Origin of the sequence: Pseudomonas sp. 102515 (genome assembly GCF_031085165.1) — a bacterium.
Taxonomy (GTDB): domain Bacteria; phylum Pseudomonadota; class Gammaproteobacteria; order Pseudomonadales; family Pseudomonadaceae; genus Chryseomonas.
In genome coordinates this window covers 214,605-231,779 of the sequence record NZ_JAVHTY010000004.1, presented here as the reverse complement: position 1 = coordinate 231,779, position 17,175 = coordinate 214,605, and the positions used below count along the sequence as shown (strand labels likewise).

Annotated in this window: 13 protein-coding genes; 4 read left to right on the top strand and 9 right to left on the bottom strand. The window is 67.3% G+C overall.

Annotation, left to right across the window (positions count from 1 at the left end; all coding sequences use genetic code 11):
• Window positions 1-53: 53 nt before the first annotated feature.
• Window positions 54-800: a glucose 1-dehydrogenase gene (locus RCF34_RS16695; protein ID WP_308709168.1), complete on the bottom strand. Its 747-nt coding sequence runs from the start codon at window positions 798-800 to the stop codon at window positions 54-56.
• A 123-nt stretch (window positions 801-923) separates the two neighbouring features.
• Here RCF34_RS16695 and RCF34_RS16690 point away from each other — a divergent pair, with 123 nt between their 5' ends.
• Entirely contained in the window at window positions 924-1,808 is an 885-nt protein-coding gene (locus RCF34_RS16690; protein WP_308709167.1) for a LysR family transcriptional regulator, read from the top strand.
• Window positions 1,809-1,878: 70 nt separating this feature from the next.
• Here the strand turns inward: RCF34_RS16690 and bdcA are convergent, their stop codons facing one another.
• On the bottom strand, window positions 1,879-2,592 hold the full coding sequence (bdcA, locus tag RCF34_RS16685) for an SDR family oxidoreductase (RefSeq protein ID WP_308709166.1): 714 nt from the start codon (window positions 2,590-2,592) through the stop codon (window positions 1,879-1,881).
• Window positions 2,593-2,664: 72 nt separating this feature from the next.
• Here bdcA and RCF34_RS16680 point away from each other — a divergent pair, with 72 nt between their 5' ends.
• Window positions 2,665-3,264 carry a TetR/AcrR family transcriptional regulator gene (locus RCF34_RS16680; RefSeq protein ID WP_308709165.1) on the top strand — a complete coding sequence of 200 codons (600 nt, stop codon included), beginning with the start codon at window positions 2,665-2,667 and terminating at the stop codon, window positions 3,262-3,264.
• A 15-nt stretch (window positions 3,265-3,279) separates the two neighbouring features.
• Here the strand turns inward: RCF34_RS16680 and fdhE are convergent, their stop codons facing one another.
• Genes fdhE through fdnG form a run of 4 tightly spaced genes read right to left on the bottom strand, consistent with a single transcriptional unit; the run spans window position 3,280 to window position 8,903 of the window.
• The gene (gene fdhE / locus RCF34_RS16675; RefSeq protein ID WP_308709164.1) at window positions 3,280-4,203 is read right to left on the bottom strand and encodes a formate dehydrogenase accessory protein FdhE; all 924 of its coding nucleotides are present in this window, start codon (window positions 4,201-4,203) and stop codon (window positions 3,280-3,282) included.
• Window positions 4,203-4,910 carry a formate dehydrogenase subunit gamma gene (locus RCF34_RS16670; protein WP_308709163.1) on the bottom strand — a complete coding sequence of 236 codons (708 nt, stop codon included), beginning with the start codon at window positions 4,908-4,910 and terminating at the stop codon, window positions 4,203-4,205. The genes fdhE and RCF34_RS16670 overlap by 1 nt, the downstream gene beginning before the upstream one ends.
• Window positions 4,907-5,827 carry a formate dehydrogenase subunit beta gene (gene fdxH, locus RCF34_RS16665; protein ID WP_308709162.1) on the bottom strand — a complete coding sequence of 307 codons (921 nt, stop codon included), beginning with the start codon at window positions 5,825-5,827 and terminating at the stop codon, window positions 4,907-4,909. Before fdxH ends, RCF34_RS16670 begins: the two co-directional genes overlap by 4 nt.
• A 10-nt stretch (window positions 5,828-5,837) precedes the next feature.
• Complete coding sequence (gene fdnG, locus RCF34_RS16660) at window positions 5,838-8,903, bottom strand: formate dehydrogenase-N subunit alpha (protein ID WP_308709499.1); 3,066 nt, start codon at window positions 8,901-8,903, stop codon at window positions 5,838-5,840.
• A 264-nt stretch (window positions 8,904-9,167) separates the two neighbouring features.
• On the opposite strand from fdnG, the gene RCF34_RS16655 reads away from it, so the two are divergent.
• Both RCF34_RS16655 and RCF34_RS16650 read left to right on the top strand, forming a co-directional pair.
• Entirely contained in the window at window positions 9,168-9,617 is a 450-nt protein-coding gene (locus tag RCF34_RS16655) for a GyrI-like domain-containing protein (protein ID WP_308709161.1), read from the top strand.
• 278 nt (window positions 9,618-9,895) lie between these two features.
• Window positions 9,896-10,798: an NAD-dependent protein deacetylase gene (locus tag RCF34_RS16650; protein WP_308709160.1), complete on the top strand. Its 903-nt coding sequence runs from the start codon at window positions 9,896-9,898 to the stop codon at window positions 10,796-10,798.
• Here the strand turns inward: RCF34_RS16650 and RCF34_RS16645 are convergent.
• From RCF34_RS16645 to RCF34_RS16635, 3 genes are all read right to left on the bottom strand, one after another.
• Window positions 10,725-11,870, bottom strand: coding sequence for an acyltransferase (locus RCF34_RS16645; protein WP_308709159.1), 1,146 nt, complete (start codon window positions 11,868-11,870; stop codon window positions 10,725-10,727). The genes RCF34_RS16650 and RCF34_RS16645 overlap by 74 nt on opposite strands.
• 418 nt (window positions 11,871-12,288) lie before the next feature.
• On the bottom strand, window positions 12,289-14,721 hold the full coding sequence (locus RCF34_RS16640) for a glucan 1,4-alpha-glucosidase (RefSeq protein WP_308709158.1): 2,433 nt from the start codon (window positions 14,719-14,721) through the stop codon (window positions 12,289-12,291).
• Between the two features lie 101 nt (window positions 14,722-14,822).
• Window positions 14,823-17,054, bottom strand: coding sequence for an FUSC family protein (locus RCF34_RS16635; protein WP_308709157.1), 2,232 nt, complete (start codon window positions 17,052-17,054; stop codon window positions 14,823-14,825).
• Window positions 17,055-17,175 lie beyond the last annotated feature (121 nt).

The window sequence follows — 17,175 nt, the reverse complement described above, 5'->3', positions numbered from 1 at the left end:
AGCGGCGCGTGGCTTGCCGACCGCTGTAGGCGCGGCGAAGGCAACCGCCTGGTCTAGCGCATGCCGCCGGAGCCGAAGATGAATTCGCCGGTCACCCAGCCGGCAGCGTCGGACGCCAGAAAGGCGACGATGGGGGCGATATCCCGTACCTGGCCGATACGACCGAGTGGGGTGCGGGCCTCGTTCCAGGCCTGAAATTCCGCGCCCAGGGCGCCGGCGGTCTGGGTGCCCTCGGTTTCGATGAGGCCGGGATTGACGGCATTCACGCGGATACCACGAGGGCCCAGCTCGCGGGCGAGCACCCCCGTGATCGCATCGAGCGCGCCCTTGGTGCCGCTGTAGACGGCGCTTTCCGCCGGTAGGACGCTGGTGACATTCGAGCTGATGTTGATGATGCTGCTGCCGGCGCCCAGATAGGGACTGGCGGCGCCTATGAGCTGCAAGGGCCCGAGCACATTGATGTCGAATTGCAGCCGATACAGGTCTACCGTGGTGTCTTCGATCCTGGCGAATTGATAGACGCCGGAATTGTTCACCAGGATATCCAGGCGACCGAAGTGTTCGAGGGCCGCCTTCACCAAGGCCTCCATATCGGCCCGCTGGCGGACGTCGGCACGTAGCGCGATGGCCATACCCCCTGCAGTCTCGATGTCCGCCAAGACGGCGTCCGCCCCGTCCTTGCTGGACGCATAGCTGATGACGACCTTGGCGCCGTCCGCCGCCAATTGCCGGGCAATACCCGCGCCGATGCCTTTGGAGGCACCCGTTACAATCGCAACCCTATCCTGCAACCTGCTCATATCTGTTCACCTACACAGAGCCAGTTCGAACATCCCTGGCTGAAGCCAACGGATCTACGTCGATGTGAGCCGCCATGGTCGCCCCTACGATATTGTTTGGGGACTACCTTTCCTGCATATTGAATGTTCATTTTTGAACGTAGGTTCGCCATGGAATGGAGCGATGTACGGATCTTTCTGGCGGTCGCCCGAGGCGGATCCTATGGCGCGGCCGCGCGAGCCTTGGGCATCAGCCACCCAACGGTAGGTCGACGGATCAAGACGCTCGAGGATGAAGCCGGACAGGCGCTGCTAAGGCGCACCCGCGAGGGCCTGATCCTCACCAATTCGGGAGATGCCGTGTTCGCGCTGGCCGAGTCCATGGAGGCCTCGGCCCTGGCCATGGAGCGGCGTCTGACAGGTAACCACCAGCGCCTGGAGGGAATCCTGCGAATCTCTTCGGCGGATTGGTTTGCCGGCTATGTTCTGGCGCCGGTCCTGGCCGACCTCACCCGGCGGCACCCTGCCGTGGTACCCGAGGTCATTGCCAGCTACCGGCTGCTGGATCTCTCCCGACGCGATGCGGACGTGGCCTTTCGCCTGGTGCCCTTCAGCGAACCGGATATCGTGCAGCGCCGTTTCCTGAGGATGCCCTACGGCCTCTATGGCTCCGCCGAGACGGCGCTGGCCGTGCAGGAGGATACGGCTGCGGTCGGGCTGATCCTCATGAACAGCGCGCAATCGCATTTTCCCGATGTCGCCTGGTTGCTCGACCGGCTGCCAGGGTCGCAACGCGCCTTCACCAGTACCAGTCGAACCGTTCAGGCGCAGATGTGCCGACGTGGACTGGGGGTTGCCGTCCTGCCCCGCCCGCTCGGCGACGCGACGGCAGGACTGCAGCTCATCGAGAGCTTCGGCAATCCGCCATCAAGGGATATCTGGGTGGGCTATCACCAGGACCTGCGCCACATGGACAGGCTACGGGCGCTGCTGGATATCGCCGAAGAGGTATTGGGGCCGGCGCACTAGGCTTGCCTGCCGGACAGCCGGCTATCGCTCCTATCGCCTGAGCCTTGGGCGATAGGAGCGCGTGCCGCGATCAGGCGCCGAAGGCGCCGTCGATGGTGTGCATGGCGCCGGTGACGAAGCCGGCCTCGGGGCCAGCCAGCCAGGCGACCATGCCGGCCACCTCCTCGGCACTGCCGTGGCGCTTGATCGCCAGGAAGCTGTGCATCAACTCCTTCATGGGGCCATCGGCCGGATTCATCTCGGTATCGATGGGGCCCGGCTGCACCACGTTGACGGTGATGCCGCGCGGTCCGAAATCTCGCGCCAGGCCGCGGGCCAGCCCCTGCAGGGCGGATTTGCTCACGGCATAGGCGGCCAGGCCGGGGACCGGCATGCGATCGCCGTTCACCGAGCCGATCACGATGATCCGCCCGCCCGCCGGCATCTGCCGCGCGGCCTCCACGGCCGCGTGATAGGGCGCCTGCACATTGATGCTGAACAGGCGATCGACGGCGTCCGGATCCTGTTCCAGGGCATCGCCGAACAGCGCCACGCCGGAATTCACCACCAGCACGTCCAGCGGACCACTGGCGCGCACCCGGGCGATCACCGCGTCGCGGTCGGCGCTGTCGGTCATGTCGGCGGTGCTACCGGTTTCCGCGGCCAGGGCCTGGGCGGCGTCCCTGGAACTGGCATAGGTAAAGGTCACCCGGGCGCCTTCGGCGGCGAAGCGCCGCACGATGGCGGCGCCTATGCCGCGACTGCCACCCAGCACCAACACCTGCTTGCCTGCGAAATTGCTCATGAGTCAGCCTCCTGATTAATGTAGTGAGTGCTACAATAAACCTCACTCGGTCCCTGTCAAAGTATTTTTGTAATGAACACTACAAATAAACCTGGTACCCGTGGCCGCCCGCGCCGCTTCGATCCGGACGCGGCAGTGGTCCAGACGCAGCGCCTGTTCCATGAAAAGGGCTACGACGGGGTGAGCGTCGCCGACCTGACCCAGGCACTCGGGATCAAGCCACCCAGCTTCTATGCGGCTTTCGGCAGCAAGGTCGAGTTGTACCGCAAGGTGCTGGAGCGCTATGTCTCGAACGGTGCCCTGCTGCTGCGGCAGATCCTGGAGACCGACCAGCCACTGGCCATGGCCCTGACCCAGGTCCTGGAAGCGGCGGCGCGCAACTACGCGGCCGATCCGCGGGCCGCCGGTTGCCTGGTGCTGGAAGGTACCCATTGCGACGATCCCCAGGCCCGCGCCGCGGCGGACGGTTACCACCAGGCGGCCCAGGCACTCATCCACGCCCACATCGCCATACGCCAGCCACAGCAGGCGCAGGAGCTGGCCGATTTCGTCGTCACCACCATGGCCGGGCTCTCCGCCAGCGCGCGGCATGGTCAGAGCCTGGAACGCCTGCTGGCCAGCGCACGCCTGGCGGGCCTGGCGCTGCACCAGGCACTCCGCCCAGACCCGTAAAGCGGATCTGGCGCCCTACTCCCCCGCGATGAACAGCGGATTGAAGCCGCTGCGGGCATAGCGTCCCTCTTCCGCCAGGGCGAAGTCCAGCGGCAGGCTGGCGAGGTCGTCGGCCAGGGGATCGGCGCCCAGGTTGAAGCTCTTGCTGACCAGCTTGAGGTAGCTGTCGCAGCTGTCGCAGGTCTCGGCCTGGGCGGCCAGGGGCGTCTTGCCGGCGTCGTCCTCCAGGGCCAGGTAGCGCACCTGGGCACTGGTGTTGCAGCAGCTGCACTTGCTGCGCTCCAGGTGCCATTCGGTGGCGCAGAGACTGCAGTGCAAGTAGCGCACGTTGTCACGATCGCGGTCGGCGTGGACGATGCTGGCCAGCGGCGGCGCGGCGCAGGTCGGGCACAGCACCCGGCTGGCGTCGCCATGGCGCTGGGGTGGCTGGGGCAGGCTCAGCGCCAGGCGCACCCAGGCTACCTGCAGGGCAGCGCCTACCAGCGGTAGCAGCGCCCGGACCTCCGGGGCGCCAGGCTCCTGGGCCAGCAGCTGCTCGGCGAGCTGCTGGCGCGCGGCGGCCGGCAAGGCAGCCAGCTGTTCGAGCACCGGCCGCTGACGTACGCCGATGCGCAACTCCAGGTTGGCCAGCAGCGACTCCAGATCGCCCTGCCAGTCCAGATCCCGCAGCAGGGCCTGGCCCTGCAGCGGCGGCATGCCGTGCTCCAAAGCCAGGTCGAAGGCATCCGGCGCCGGTTGCCAGCGGGGCTGACGTTCCTGCAGGACGGCCTCCTGCGCCTGGACCAGCAGGGCCATGAAGCCGAGGAAGTCGCCCAGCACGGCGCTGCGTTCGGCCAGTTCGCGCAAACGCCGCGCGCGGCGGGCGAACAGCTGGCGATCGGGCAGGACCACCGGCGGCGGATTGAGGATGCCGGTGGGCGAGGTGCCGTACTGATGCATCAGGGAGTCCCCTTGTCGGGCATGCGGTGTTCATCCAGGGGGCGCTCGCCCCGCTCGCCACCTGCGCGGCGCTCCTGTTCGACGATCTCGTCGTACCACAGCCGATGATGGTGCTTGGCCCAGGCGCGGCTGACGCGGCCCTGGGTCATGGCGCGGAAGGAGCCCTTCACCCAGATCGCCGAGTAGACATGGATGATCAGGGTGACGATGGCGATGAAGGCGACATAGGCGTGCACCAGGCTGGAAAAGCGCAGCCAGCCGCGCGGCAGGATGTCGGCGAAATATGGCCGCCAGATGAAGAAGCCGCTGAGCAGCAGCGCCGGCACCGACAGCAACATCACCCAGTACACCAGCTTCTGCCCGGGGTTGTTGGCGCCGATGGGCGGCGCCAACTCGTCGCGGTTGGCGAGGACATCGCCGATGCGCCGCACCCAGGCCACGTCGTGGCGCTTGAACAGGTTGACCTTGAAGAAGCGCACCGCCATGACCACGAAGCCCAGGCTCATGGCCACCCCGATGAAGGGGTGCAGGATGCGCGTCATGGTCGGCCCGCCGAACAGCGCCGTGAGGTCGAAGAAGAATGGGTGAAAGAAGGCCAGGCCGCTCAGGGTCAGGCAGACGAAGGTGAAGGCGATGAACCAGTGGTTCAGCCGGCTGAAGGTGGTGTAGCGCAGGATGCCGTGCTTGTTGTCCGATGGCGTGGTCATGGCCGATCCTCCTCGCGCGCGGCCTGGCGCTCTGCCTCGTCCGGGGATTCCTCGGGTTCTTCCTTGGGCCCCTTGGTCAGGTAGTGGGCGATGCCGGCGATGGCGGTGACGCCCAGCAGCGCCGACATGATCGGCTTGGTCACGCCCTTCCACAGGCTGACCATGGGGCTGATCTGCGGATTGGCCGGCAGGTGGGTGTAGAGTTCCGGCTTGTCGGCATGCTGCAGCACGTACATCACATGGGTGCCGCCCACCCCGGCCGGGTCGTAGATACCGGCACCGGGAAAACCGCGATCATTGAGCTGGCCGACACGCATCTGGGCGTGCTCGGTCATGTCCTCCTTGGTACCGAACATGATCGCCCCGGTTGGGCAGGACTTGACGCAGGCCGGCTCCAGGCCGTGGTAGACCCGGTCGGAGCAAAGGGTGCACTTGTAGGCCTTCTGGTCCTTCTTGGAGATGCGCGGCACGTCGAAGGGGCAGCCCGAGACGCAATAGCCGCAGCCGATGCAGTGCTCGGAATTGAAGTCGACGATGCCGTTGGCGTACTGCACGATGGCCCCCGGCGCCGGGCAGGCCTTGAGGCAGCCCGGGTCGGCGCAATGCATGCAGTTGTCCTTGCGGATCAGCCACTCCAGGTTGCCCTTCTCGTTGACGTATTCGTCGAATCTCATCACCTGGAAGGTCTCCGGGGTGAGGTCCGGCGGGTTGTTGTAGGTGCCGTTGCAGTGACCGACCTCGTCGCGCAGGTCGTTCCATTCCGAGCAGGCCACCTGGCAGGCCTTGCAGCCGATGCAGCGCGACACGTCGATCAGCTTGGCCACCGCCTCCACCCCGCCGATGCGGGTGTGGGGCGACGCTTCGGAGGTGGCCGAACGCGCGACGATGTTCTGGAAGTTGACTTGATCGCCTCTCATAGAACCTCCCTCAGACCTTTTCCACGTTCACCAGGAACGACTTGAATTCCGGTGTCTGGGTGTTGGCGTCGCCCACGAAGGGGGTCAGGGTGTTGGTGAGGAATCCGGGGCGGGTGACGCCCTTGAAGCCCCAGTGGATGGGGATGCCGATGTGGTGCACGGTGCGCCCTTCCACCTGCAGCCCGTGCATGCGCTTGGTCACCACCGCCACCGCCTTGATGTAGCCGCGCTTGGAGCTGACCTTGACCCAGTCGCCGGCCTTGATGCCGAGTTCGCTCGCCAGGTCCTCGCCGATCTCGACGAACTTCTCCGGCTGGGCGATGGCGTTGAGCCGCGCATGGGTGGTCCAGAAGTGGAAGTGCTCGGTCAGGCGGTAGGTGGTGGCCGCATAGGGGAATTCCTCGCGGGTGCCCAGCCGGGCCCGGTCGCCCGGGAAGATCCGCGCCGCCGGGTTGTTCTTGGCCCGTGGGTTGTCCGGGTGCAGCGGATTGTGATCCAGCGGCGATTCGAAGGGCTCGTAGTGCTCCGGGAAGGGCCCCTCGGCCAGCAGGCTGCCGCCGAAGAAGTGCGCGACGCCCTCCTGGTTGAGGATGAAGGGCCCGGCCTTGGCCGAAGGCGGCGAGGTCCAGGGGAAGTCGGGGATGTCGGCCCCGGCCCAGCGTTCGCCGTTCCACCAGATCAGCCGCTTTTCCGGTGCCCAGGAGGTCCCGTCGGGCCGGGCGCCGGCGCGGTTGTAAAGGATGCGGCGATTGAGCGGCCAGGCCCAGGCCCAGCCCAGGGTCATGCCGATGTTGTAGGGATCGGCGTTGTCGCGCCGGTCCATGTTGTTGCCCTGGCGGTTGTAGGAGCCCGAATAGATCCAGCAGCCGCAGGTGGTGCTGCCGTCGTCGGCCAGGAAGCCGAAGTCGTCGAGCAGTTCGCCACGCTTGTGGGAAATGGTCCCGTTCGGCCCGGGCAGGTCGGCCAGGGCGCGACCGTTGTATTCCTGGGCGATGTCCTCGGGATTGGGCTCCTCCGGATTGCTGTAGGGCCAGGTGAGGTTGAGGATGGGATCGGGGAAGGCGCCGCCCTCGTCGCGATACATCCCCTGCAGGCGATGGAACAGCCCGGCGAGGATGGCCACGTCCGGCCGCGACTCGCCCGGCGGCGGCGCGGCGCGCCAGTGCCACTGCAGCCAGCGCGAGCTGTTGACGATGGCGCCGTTCTCCTCGGCGAAGCAGGTGGTGGGCAGGCGGAACACCTCGGTCTGGATCTGGCTCGGGTCCACGTCATTGAGTTCGCCGTGGTTCTGCCAGAACTCGGCGGTCTCGATGGCCAGCGGATCCATCACCACCAGGTACTTGAGCTTGCCGAGCGCCTGGCTGACCTTGTTCTTGTCCGGAAAGGAGGCCAGCGGGTTGAAGCCCTGGCAGAAATAGCCGGTGATCTCGCCGTGGTGCATGCGCTCGAAGGTGTGCAGGACGTCGTAGAGCGGCTCGCTGAGCTTGGGCAGCCAGTCGTAGCACCAGTCGTTGTCCTTGGTCGCCGCCTCGGAGAACCAGGCCTTCATCAGGCTGACGTGGAAGCGCTCGTAGTACTTCCAGTAGGAGACCTCGCCCTCGCGCAGGGGCTGCTTGGCGCGGCGCTTGATGTAGTCGCGGTATTCCTGTTCCTCGTGGGAGGCCAGGTAGAGATAGCCCGGCAGCTGGTTGGACAGCAGGCCCAGGTCGGTCAGCCCCTGGATGTTGGAGTGACCGCGCAGGGCGTTGACCCCGCCACCGAGCATGCCGATGTTGCCCAGCAGCAGCTGCACCATGGAGGCGGTACGGATGATCTGGGCGCCGACGGAATGCTGGGTCCAGCCCAGGGCATAGAGGATGCTCATGGTGCGCTCGGGGCGCGCCGTCTCGGCGATCATGTCCCAGGTGGTCTGGATCTGCTCGCGCGGCATGCCGCAGACGCGCTCCACCAGGTCGATGGTGTAGCGGCTGTAGTGCGCCTTCATCAGCTGGTAGACGCAGCGCGGGTGCTGCAGGGTCGGGTCTTCCTTCACCATGCCCCGCTCGTCGAACTCGTAGCTCCAGCTGGATTTTTCGTAGGCGCGGCGCTTGTCCTCGCCAAAGCCGGAAAAGAGGCCGTCGTGGAAGCCGAAGTCTTCCTTCACGATGAGGGCGACGTCGGTGTAGGCCCTTACGTACTCATGCTGGATCTGGTCCGTGGTGAGCAGGAAGTTGATCAGCCCGCCCAGGTAGACGATGTCGGTTCCGGTGCGGATATAGGCGTGGTAGTCCGCCACCGCCGAGGTCCGGGTGAAGCGCGGATCTATGGTGATCAGCTTGGCGTTGTTCTTTTCCTTGGCCTCCACCATCCAGCGAAAACCCACCGGGTGCGCCTCGGCCGAGTTGCCGCCCATGGACAGGATGAGATTGGCGTTGCGGATGTCGACCCAGTGATTGGTCATGGCACCGCGGCCGAACGAAGGGGCAAGACCTGCCACCGTCGGTCCGTGTCACACGCGCGCCTGGTTGTCGATCGCCAGCATGCCGAGGCTGCGAATCACCTTCTGGGTGAGGTACGCGGTCTCGTTGGAACAGGCCGACGCCGCCAGGAAGCCGGTGGTGATCCAGTGATTGACCAGATGGCCATCGGCGTCATGGGTGACGAAGTTCTTGTCCCTGTCCTCCTTCATGTAGCGGGCGATGCGGTCCAGCGCCTCGTTCCAGCTGATGCGCTTCCACTCGTTGCTGCCCGGCTCGCGCACCTCGGGATGGGAGAGGCGCGATTCGCTCTTGATGAAGTCCAGCACCCCGGCGCCCTTGGGGCAGAGGGAACCGCGACTGACCGGATGATCCGGATCGCCTTCGACGTGGTAGATGTCGCTGACGGTGTTGATGCCGCCATCGCCCCGGCTGTAGAGCAGCATGCCGCAACCCACCGAGCAGTAGGTGCAGGTGTTGCGCGTCACCTTGGCGGCGGCGAGCTTGTAGTAGCGGATGGACGCCAGTGCCGGTTCCGGGGCGAAGCCGAGCAAGGCCATGCTCGAGGTGGCGACCCCCGCCGTACTGAGTTTGAGAAAGTTGCGGCGCGATACCTTGATCGACATTTCGTGGGTAACTCCAGGCACATCACGGTAGGACTTCGTCCTGACCTGGGCGTGGCAGTTCGAGCGAAGCGTCGCCTTTCTTCGTTGAATATTCATTCAAAATCAGTGTTTTAGCGAAGCGGCTGGAAGGCTTCGCAGGGTCTGCGGCAGGCGTTGGCGGCGGCTGCGACCTTTCGTCCGATGGCCGCCCCGGCTGACCGCCGCGCGCCGCTGGAGTAAGGTGGCGGCCTTCATCGCATCTTCGAGAGAGTCTGTCCCATGTCGCTGGAAATCGTCGACCATCCCGCCCTGGAAGTGACCGGTCTGCTGTTCGAGCCTGGCCTGGGCGAAGACATCGCCGCCCTCTGGCGGCGCTTCGCCGACCGCGCCGGGGAAATCACCGGCCGCGAAGGCGACGCCGAATGGTATGGCCTGAGCTGGCGTCAGGCCGGCGCCATGCACTACCTGGCCGCGGTGGCCACGGCACCGGGCGCCCCGCTGCCCACCGGCATGGTGCGCCAGGAACTGCCGGAAGGCCGCTACGCCCGCTACGTGCACCTGGGCACCGCGCCCAGCGTGGCCAAGAGCCTGGGCCGGCTGTTCGCCGAGCTGCTGCCGGCGCGCGGCCTGCAAGCCCGTCCGGGCGCCTGTTTCGAGCACTACACCGAGGCCTTCACCGGGGTGGATGCCCAGGATTCGCAGATCTACATCTACGTGCCGGTGTACTAAGAAGCTATCCACGATCTGCTGCGCGTCGGCCAAACTGCGTTGAAAATGCCTGGAAGGCCAGCCCCGTCGGAATGCTCATTTACCACTCGTAAACTCGGGCCCGAGTCCGATCCGCTTCCGCAGGCCTTTTCGCCTGGTTTGTCTCCAGCCCGCGAGATCGTCAACAGCTTCTGAGAAAGTGGATGCCGCGCGACGGACAGGACGTTCGTCAGCTGCGGCTTGCCTCCCGGCATAACCCTTTCCAAGCTGGGGATATCGCCCGCAACCCCAGGTGCACGATGTCCCTGCCCGAACTCCAGTCCTTCATCGCCCGGCACGAGCGGATCTTCCTGCTCACCGGTGCCGGTTGCAGCACCGATTCCGGCATTCCCGACTACCGCGACCGCGACGGCGCCTGGAAGCGCCCGCAACCGGTCACCCTGCAGGCCTTCGTCGGTGACGAGCTCTTGCGCCGCCGGTACTGGGCACGCAGCCTGATCGGCTGGCCGCGCTTCTGCCAGGCACGGCCCAACGCCACCCACCAGGCCCTGGCGGCCCTGGAGCGGCGCGGCCAGGTGGAGATGCTGCTGACCCAGAACGTCGATCGGCTGCACCAGGCCGCCGGCAGCGAGGCGGTGATCGACCTGCACGGGCGCCTAGACCAGATCCGCTGCCTGGGTTGCGAGCTGCGCCTGCCACGCCAGGAATTCCAGCAGTGGCTGGGCGAACTCAATGGCGACTGGCTGCACTTGGACGCGGCTACCGCGCCGGATGGCGACGCCGATCTGGAAGGCGTGGATTTCATGAGCTTCCGCGTGCCGGACTGCCCGCGCTGCGGCGCCCTGCTCAAGCCGGACGTGGTGTTCTTTGGCGAACACGTGCCCGGTGCACGGGTGGAGCGCGCCTTCGCCCACCTGGGCCGCGCCGATGCGCTGCTGGTGGTGGGCTCGTCGCTGATGGTCTATTCGGGCTTTCGCTTCGCCCAGGCCGCAGCCCGCGCCGGTCTGCCCATCGCCGCCCTGGGCTATGGCCGGACCCGCGCGGACGACCTGCTCTCGCTCAAGGTGGAAGTCTCCTGCGCCCAGGCACTGGCCTTTCTGCTGGAGCATCCCGGGGCAGCGCCGGCGCTTACGCCGGCACTTGCTGACGCCGTGGCGCCCTGCCCAGGTGCATCAGCGGACGCTCGATCCAGCGGTAGCTGAGCATCGACAGCAGGCAGGCGAGCACCAGCACCGGCGGCAGCAGCGCCATGAAGCCGACCGTGCCCAGGACCTCGACCGAACCCAGATCGAGCAGGGTGAAGAGTCCGTAGAGCAGCAGGCCGTGGGTGAGATAGAGGCTGTAGCTGATCTCGCCCAGCACCTTGAGACCGCGACTGCGCAGGAGGCCGAAGAGGTCGTTGCCGGCGGCCATGGCGGCGAAGGGCAACGCCAGCGCCAGCATCTGCTTGAGGTTGTAGTCCGGCTGGGTCATGGCGTAAGCCACCAGCGCCAGCGACAGCACGGCCACCAGGGGCGTGCGCAGCCAGGCCAGCAGCGCCGGCCGATGGACCTTGACGAACACCGGCAGGAAACCCAGCAGGAACAGCAGGCCGAAGCGCGCGCCCAGCACGTGATAGTGATAGCCGGCGGCGACCAGGCCGCCCACCAGCAGCGCCGAGACCAGCAGCGGCAGCCCGAAGCCACGGCGATTGAACAGCGCGGCGATGATCGGCAGGGCCAGATAGAACAGCGCCTCGTAGCGCAGCGTCCAGTGGGCGCCGGCGGTCATCCAGCCGCTCTCCTCCAGGCCGTTGAGACTGAAGCCGGAAAACAGCTCCCAGCTGAGCAGTTCGAGCATGAAGCGCTGGCCGTCGGCGATGACGAAGTGGGTGCGGATCAGGGTGAAGAGCACTACCACGGCCACTACGCAGAGATACAGCGGCATCACCCGCAGCACCCGCGATCTCAGCAGCTCGCCCCAGTCCGGCGTGCGGCGATAGACCTTTCCGAAGAACAGGTAGCCGGTGATCATGAAGAACAGCGAGACCGGTACCACACCCATGTTGTAGAGCAGGTCGCTATCGGGTTCGCGCCACTGGCCCTCGGCCTTGAGGTGATAGGTCAGCACGAAATGCAGGCAGACCACGGCGGTGGCGAGGATGCCGCGCAGGGCATCCAGCGGCGAGGAGCGCGCCAGGGTCTCCTCGGTGAGCAATGGGCTGCGGCGCAGGGCGAAAGCCAGCAGCACCAGGGTGCCCAGGTAGAGGGCGATGGGGAGAGCGACGTCAGTCATATCCGTGACCTTCTTGACAGGAACCGGCAAAGACCCGCCCCCAGACCGCCAAAGCGGTCGCCGGAGCGAGCGAGGGAAAGGCGCGACAGCCGGACACGCTACCGCGCGGTACGCGACCGAGGGCAGAGGGACCGGAAAGAGAGGAGAAAGCGGCGAGCGGAAGGATCCGCTGCCTCAGCAAAGCGCGAGAACGTCCATCAGACAAGTCTTGTTACAGGCGTTCCCTTGGGTCTGACGTTTCGCTGGTCGTCACCTGCTGCTCTGGCATGCAACTTCACGGCTGCATGCCGTTCGTCGGCATCCACGATCAAGAGCAGGCGATCCGATCTCGACGCAGGCCAAAGCTGCCTTTTCAGCTGCACTCGCTGCCGGAAAGGCAGCTTTGGCCACCTGGGTAGCTCTAGCGTCCAGGCTTATCTCAGGGCGCCAACGTCCGCGCCACCACCGGGTAGTGATCCCATACCTCACCGTCCGCCAGGGAGCGCAACAGCTTGACGTACTCGGCATGGGACCAGGCCAGCGGCGTCGCCGAATCGGTGCCCTGCCCCTGGGTGTAGCCGTGGCGCCGGTTGTCGCCCACGCCGTCCCAGACTTGCTCGGGCAGCATCAGGCCGGCGTTGGCGAACAGCTCCAGGCCGCGGACGTAGGTATCGCGAAGACGGGTGAGCGCCGCCGCATCCGGCTTGCCCTGCAGGACCAGGCGCGCCAGCTCGTAATGGCCGCGCTCGCCGGTAAAGATCGGCCAGACCCGGCCACGCAGCCCCGAGTTGGGCGCCGGCTGCTCGGTGGCCGGGAAGTTGATGCCGGAGCTTTCGCTCTCGCCATAGCCGTCGTTGCCGTAACGCCGCCAGCCAGGGAAGGTGCCCTTCACCCCAGGGTACTGGAAGCTGTACTTGACCCGCAGGTTCTCCGGCAGGCCTTCGTCGTCCAGCACCGCCAGGCTCTTCTGCACCAGCGGATCGCCTGCCGGCCGCACGCCATAGCGCACCAGTTCGAGGAAACCGGCGTCCAGCACCTGGTCTTCCGGCAGGCCCGGGCGGCTGTTGTTGTCCACCAGCTTGCCCTTGTCGTTGGGATCGTCGTTCTGGGTGATGCGCAGGTAGTAGTTGCCGGCACCCAGGCTGCCCTGGGTGGTGGCCATGGTCTTTTCCACCTGGCCGGAATAGCGCCGGGCGGTCTCGCGGTAACGGCTGGCATTGGCTTCGTCGCCGGCATGGCGCGCCAGTTCGCTGGCGGTGGCGAGACCGGCGATCACCGCCGCGGTGGTGGACGGCGAATAGCCCCACTGCTCTTCCCAGCGCTCCTGCTGGGTCTGCGGCGGCTTGACCTGCCAGGTGTTCCAGCCCAGGTTGACCTGGCTGTAGCGGGCGAGGAAGTCCGCCGCGGGCCTGAGCATGTCGCGGTACCAGCGGTCGATGTCAGCGTCGCCCAGCAGGCCGCCCTGCCAGAGGCGATAGCCGAGCATGATCGGCATGGCGGTCTGGTCCAATTGCACGCCGACCCACTCGATGGTGCCGTCGACGTGGGTCTTCTGCAGGAACCAGCCGGTGGCGCCCGGTGCCCGCACCTCGTCGCCCTGTTTCTGCTGATGGATGAAGGCCGAGCTGTCGGCCGGCTTGTGCGCGGTGTTGGCGTCCACCTGCACCTGCTTGAGGTAGCTGAAAGCGACCTTGGGCGTCTGCCGATCGCCCAGCGCCAGCAGCGCCATGGCGCACTGGTAGAAGTCCCGCGGCCAGACCGCCTTGTAGCCGGTGGTGCCCTTGGCCGCCGGCACCGTCTCGCCCCAGGGATTGGACAGCGAGGCGATCAGGGCGCCGGCGTGGGTCTTGTCCTCCTGGGCCTTGAGCACCAGGGCGCTGACGTTGACCAGCTTGCCGCCGTCGCCGGCCTGGGCCTGCAGGCGCGGCAGCTGGTCGAGGCTGGCCAGGTAGTCCTGCCAGCCGATGGCGTCGTCCTCGCCGTTGTAGTGGGCCAGCACCTTCCGATAGCCGCGGGCCAGGGTGGCATCCGCCGCCGCCTCGGCCTGGCGCGGATTGGCGCCGAAGCCCACCACCACGTCCAGGGTGGTCTCGGCACCCTTGAGCGGCAGCTTGGCCAGCATGGCGACATTGCCGGCCTGGTCGCCGGTGCTGCCGTAGAGTTGGGTCAGCTTGCCGTTGCGACGCAGGTCGTCGAGGCCGTCGGAGGCGCCGACGAAGCCCACGGTGGGCGTCTGCAGGGGCTGGCTGGCCTTCACCACCAGGGCGTGCTCGCCTTCGCTGGCGTAGAGCACCGCGCCCTTCACCGCCGCACGGTCGTGGCTGCCGCTGTTGGCCAGCGCCGGATCGACATAGAGATAGGGCTGGATGCGCGGGTCCTGGCTGCGAAAGATGACGCGCATGACCAGGGTGTCCTGGTCCGGGTCGGTGAAGACGTGCTTCTCGATCTCGTAGCGGCCCTGGCGGTCGCGATTGACGATCCGGTAGGCCAGGGAGGTGGGCCGGCCGGCGGCATCGGTGGCCAGGTATTCGATGCGGCTGTCGGTGTCGTCGCGCTCCAGGTGGGTGAAGTCGGGGCCGCGGATCACCAGTTGAATCTCGCGCAGCTGCGCCTCGTGGATGAGCCCCTGCATGGTTTCGGTGACCACGCCCTGGGCCAGGGAGAACCACACCCGCGAGACGCGCCCGGTGCTGGCCTGGTCGCTGTAGGCGCCGTCGCGATAGGCCTCGTAGCTGGTGCCGATGCCGGTCTTGCCGGAATAGGACCAGAAGGGCGTGGCACCGGGGGCGCCAGGAGCCTCCAGGGCAGACGCCAAGGGGGTCAGCAGAAAGCTGGCGGAACAGAGCAGCGGACGGACGAAGCGGACGGGCATGGGCGGGCGGGCCTTGTTCTGGTTGTGCCGAAAGGCGCATGACAGAGGGCCTGACGGCCCTCCCCGTCCGTAAGCCTAGTCGGATTTTGGCAGGCTGCCGCCTAGCCTTCGTCCCGCGCCGGTAGCCGGGCCTGCGGCAGGTACCCGGCCAGGGGCGAATCCGGCGCCAGCAGTGAGGTGCGGATGAAGTGCAGGTAGCTGGCGATACGGCGCAGCGGTGAGCGATCGAAGTCACCCGGATTGGGCTCCAGGTGGCGCTGGGCCTGGTGCGCCAGGGCGATGGCCTGGTCCACGGCCGCCAGGGCGCGCGCCAGGTTGGCGGCGTTGGGCTGGCGGAACAATCGCACCAGCGCCCGCCCCAGGGCGCGAATGGCCAGGCGCCAGGCGCGTTCTTCGCGATACCAGGGCAAGGGTGGCAGCGCGGCCTGCTCCAGGCGCAGCTCGATGAGGGCGTGGCCCAGCTCCAGACTGAGAAAGGTCCAGCGCAGCAGCCGGCGCTGCACCGCCGGCTGGCCGACGGTAAGCACCTGCACCTGGTTGAGCAGATCGCGCAGGCCGGAATCGAAGCGGCCACTGAGGCCGGCCAGGGGCGCCCCGATGGCGTGGACCAGTCGCTCGCGCAGGGCATCTTCCAGCCGGCGCCAGACCCAGGGCTGGCTAGGCGGCAGCAGGACGCTGACGGCCACCACCGCCACGCCGCAGGCCACCAGGTAGGCCAGGTAGGTGTTGCAGAAGAGGTCGGCGTCGTAGCGCGGCGGATTGCCCGGCAGCGCCGCCGAGCAGAACCAGACCATCAGCCCGGTGCCATAGCCGGCCAAGCGTGGCCGGGTGATCAACCAGGCGCCGGCGGTGAACACCGGCGCCAGCACCAGCAGCAACAGCGCGAAGCCATCGATCCAGGGCAGCACCTGGAATTGCAGCAGGCCACCGGCCAGGGCCCCGACCAGGGTGCCGCCGGCCAGTTGCAGGCAATAGCGGCGCGGATCGGCCGAGGTGGAGGCCAGCGCCGAGATCAGCGCCGCCGCCAGGGTGCAGGCCGCGCCGCTCGGCCAGGCGGTCTCGATCCAGAACAGTCCCACGCCCAGCACCACCAGGGCGCTGCGCAACCCGGCCATCCAGGCCACCGCCCGACTGGCCAGCGGCGTGAAGGTCTCCCGGGCGGTGGCCGGCAGGTGCGCAGGGGCCTCCAGCGCCAGCTGGGCGCCAAGCAGCAGGTGCAGGTCCTCGGCGAAGCGATAGAGCAGCTCGGCAGCGGTGTCGTAGTCGAGGCGATCGCCTGCGGCGCCGGACGCTGCCTGGCCGAGCTGCTGGCGACCGTTGCGGATCACCGCCATCAGCGTCTCGCGCTCGCCAGCCAGGCGCTCGCTCAGGCGGCGCAGATCGCGTTCCTCCGGCAGGCGGCCCAGCCCAGGTGCCAGGGCGGCCGCGATCAACGCTAGCGCGGGCACCAACGCCTCGCGTACCGCCGGTGGCCGACCGGCCAGACGATCGAGCAGTTGATGGAGCGCATGGAAGCGGGTGTTGAGCAGCATGAGGCGATTGCCCAGGGCCGCCAGGCGCCCGCTGCGCCGCAGCAGATAGGGCTCTTCGAAGACGCTGGCGCTGCGCAGGCTTTCGAAGCCCACGGAGTCGGCGGCGAAGCGGGCGCTGAGCGCGGCGAAGCGTTCGGCGTCGAGGCGACCCAGCAGGCCGTCATGGGCCATGGCGAGGAAGTCGCGCAGGCGCTGCGCCAGGGTACGGCGCAAGACGCCACGGGTGGTCTGCGGCAGGATCGCCACGCTCACCACCCCGGCGCAGCAGATGCCCAGGGCGATCTCCAGCAGGCGCCACACCGCCTGGAGAAAGGCGCCCTGGGGCTGGGCCACCGCCGGCAGCCCCACCAGGCAGGCGGTATAGCCGGCCAGCAGGAAGGCATAGCTGCGAAAGTCGCGATAGCGCGCCGCCCCCCGGGTGCAATAGCCGATCCACAGCACCAGGGCGCCGAGCAGCAGCACCCGCTCCTGGGCGAACAGGCCGATGGCGGCGACGGTGAAGGTGAGCCCGGCGAGACTGCCCAGGATCCGGTAGAAACTCTTGGCCAGCACCTGGCCGCTCTGCGGCTGCAGGACGATGAAGACGGTAACCAGCACGGTGCTCGGTTGCGGCAGCTCCAGGCGATAGGCCAGCCACAGCGCCAGGGCCGCAGCCAGCAGGGCCTTGGCGATGAAGGCCCAGGTCTGGCCATCGGTACGCGCCCATTCGCGACCGGCACGGCGCCAGGCGTTGCGGCTCGGCCAGCGGGTACGGGAGAAGGCAGCGGCGGACCGCGCGAGCGGCGGTGAGGCGAGAGGCATGCTGGGCAACGACGAGAGCGATCGGAAGGGGCGAGACGCAGCGTCTCGGTGGCCATTCTAGAAAGCCCCGCCCGCCTGGATTAAGCCGGGTATGGCAGCAAAGAGCCTTAACCAACGAGCG

Coding starts and splice junctions, on each gene's coding strand:
- RCF34_RS16695 (WP_308709168.1), bottom strand. CDS start 800: ATGAGCAGGTTGCAGGATAGGGTTGCGATTGTAACGGGTGCCTCCAAA.
- RCF34_RS16690 (WP_308709167.1), top strand. CDS start 924: ATGTTCATTTTTGAACGTAGGTTCGCCATGGAATGGAGCGATGTACGG.
- bdcA (WP_308709166.1), bottom strand. CDS start 2,592: ATGAGCAATTTCGCAGGCAAGCAGGTGTTGGTGCTGGGTGGCAGTCGC.
- RCF34_RS16680 (WP_308709165.1), top strand. CDS start 2,665: ATGAACACTACAAATAAACCTGGTACCCGTGGCCGCCCGCGCCGCTTC.
- fdhE (WP_308709164.1), bottom strand. CDS start 4,203: ATGCATCAGTACGGCACCTCGCCCACCGGCATCCTCAATCCGCCGCCG.
- RCF34_RS16670 (WP_308709163.1), bottom strand. CDS start 4,910: ATGACCACGCCATCGGACAACAAGCACGGCATCCTGCGCTACACCACC.
- fdxH (WP_308709162.1), bottom strand. CDS start 5,827: ATGAGAGGCGATCAAGTCAACTTCCAGAACATCGTCGCGCGTTCGGCC.
- RCF34_RS16655 (WP_308709161.1), top strand. CDS start 9,168: ATGTCGCTGGAAATCGTCGACCATCCCGCCCTGGAAGTGACCGGTCTG.
- RCF34_RS16650 (WP_308709160.1), top strand. CDS start 9,896: ATGTCCCTGCCCGAACTCCAGTCCTTCATCGCCCGGCACGAGCGGATC.
- RCF34_RS16645 (WP_308709159.1), bottom strand. CDS start 11,870: ATGACTGACGTCGCTCTCCCCATCGCCCTCTACCTGGGCACCCTGGTG.
- RCF34_RS16640 (WP_308709158.1), bottom strand. CDS start 14,721: ATGCCCGTCCGCTTCGTCCGTCCGCTGCTCTGTTCCGCCAGCTTTCTG.
- RCF34_RS16635 (WP_308709157.1), bottom strand. CDS start 17,054: ATGCCTCTCGCCTCACCGCCGCTCGCGCGGTCCGCCGCTGCCTTCTCC.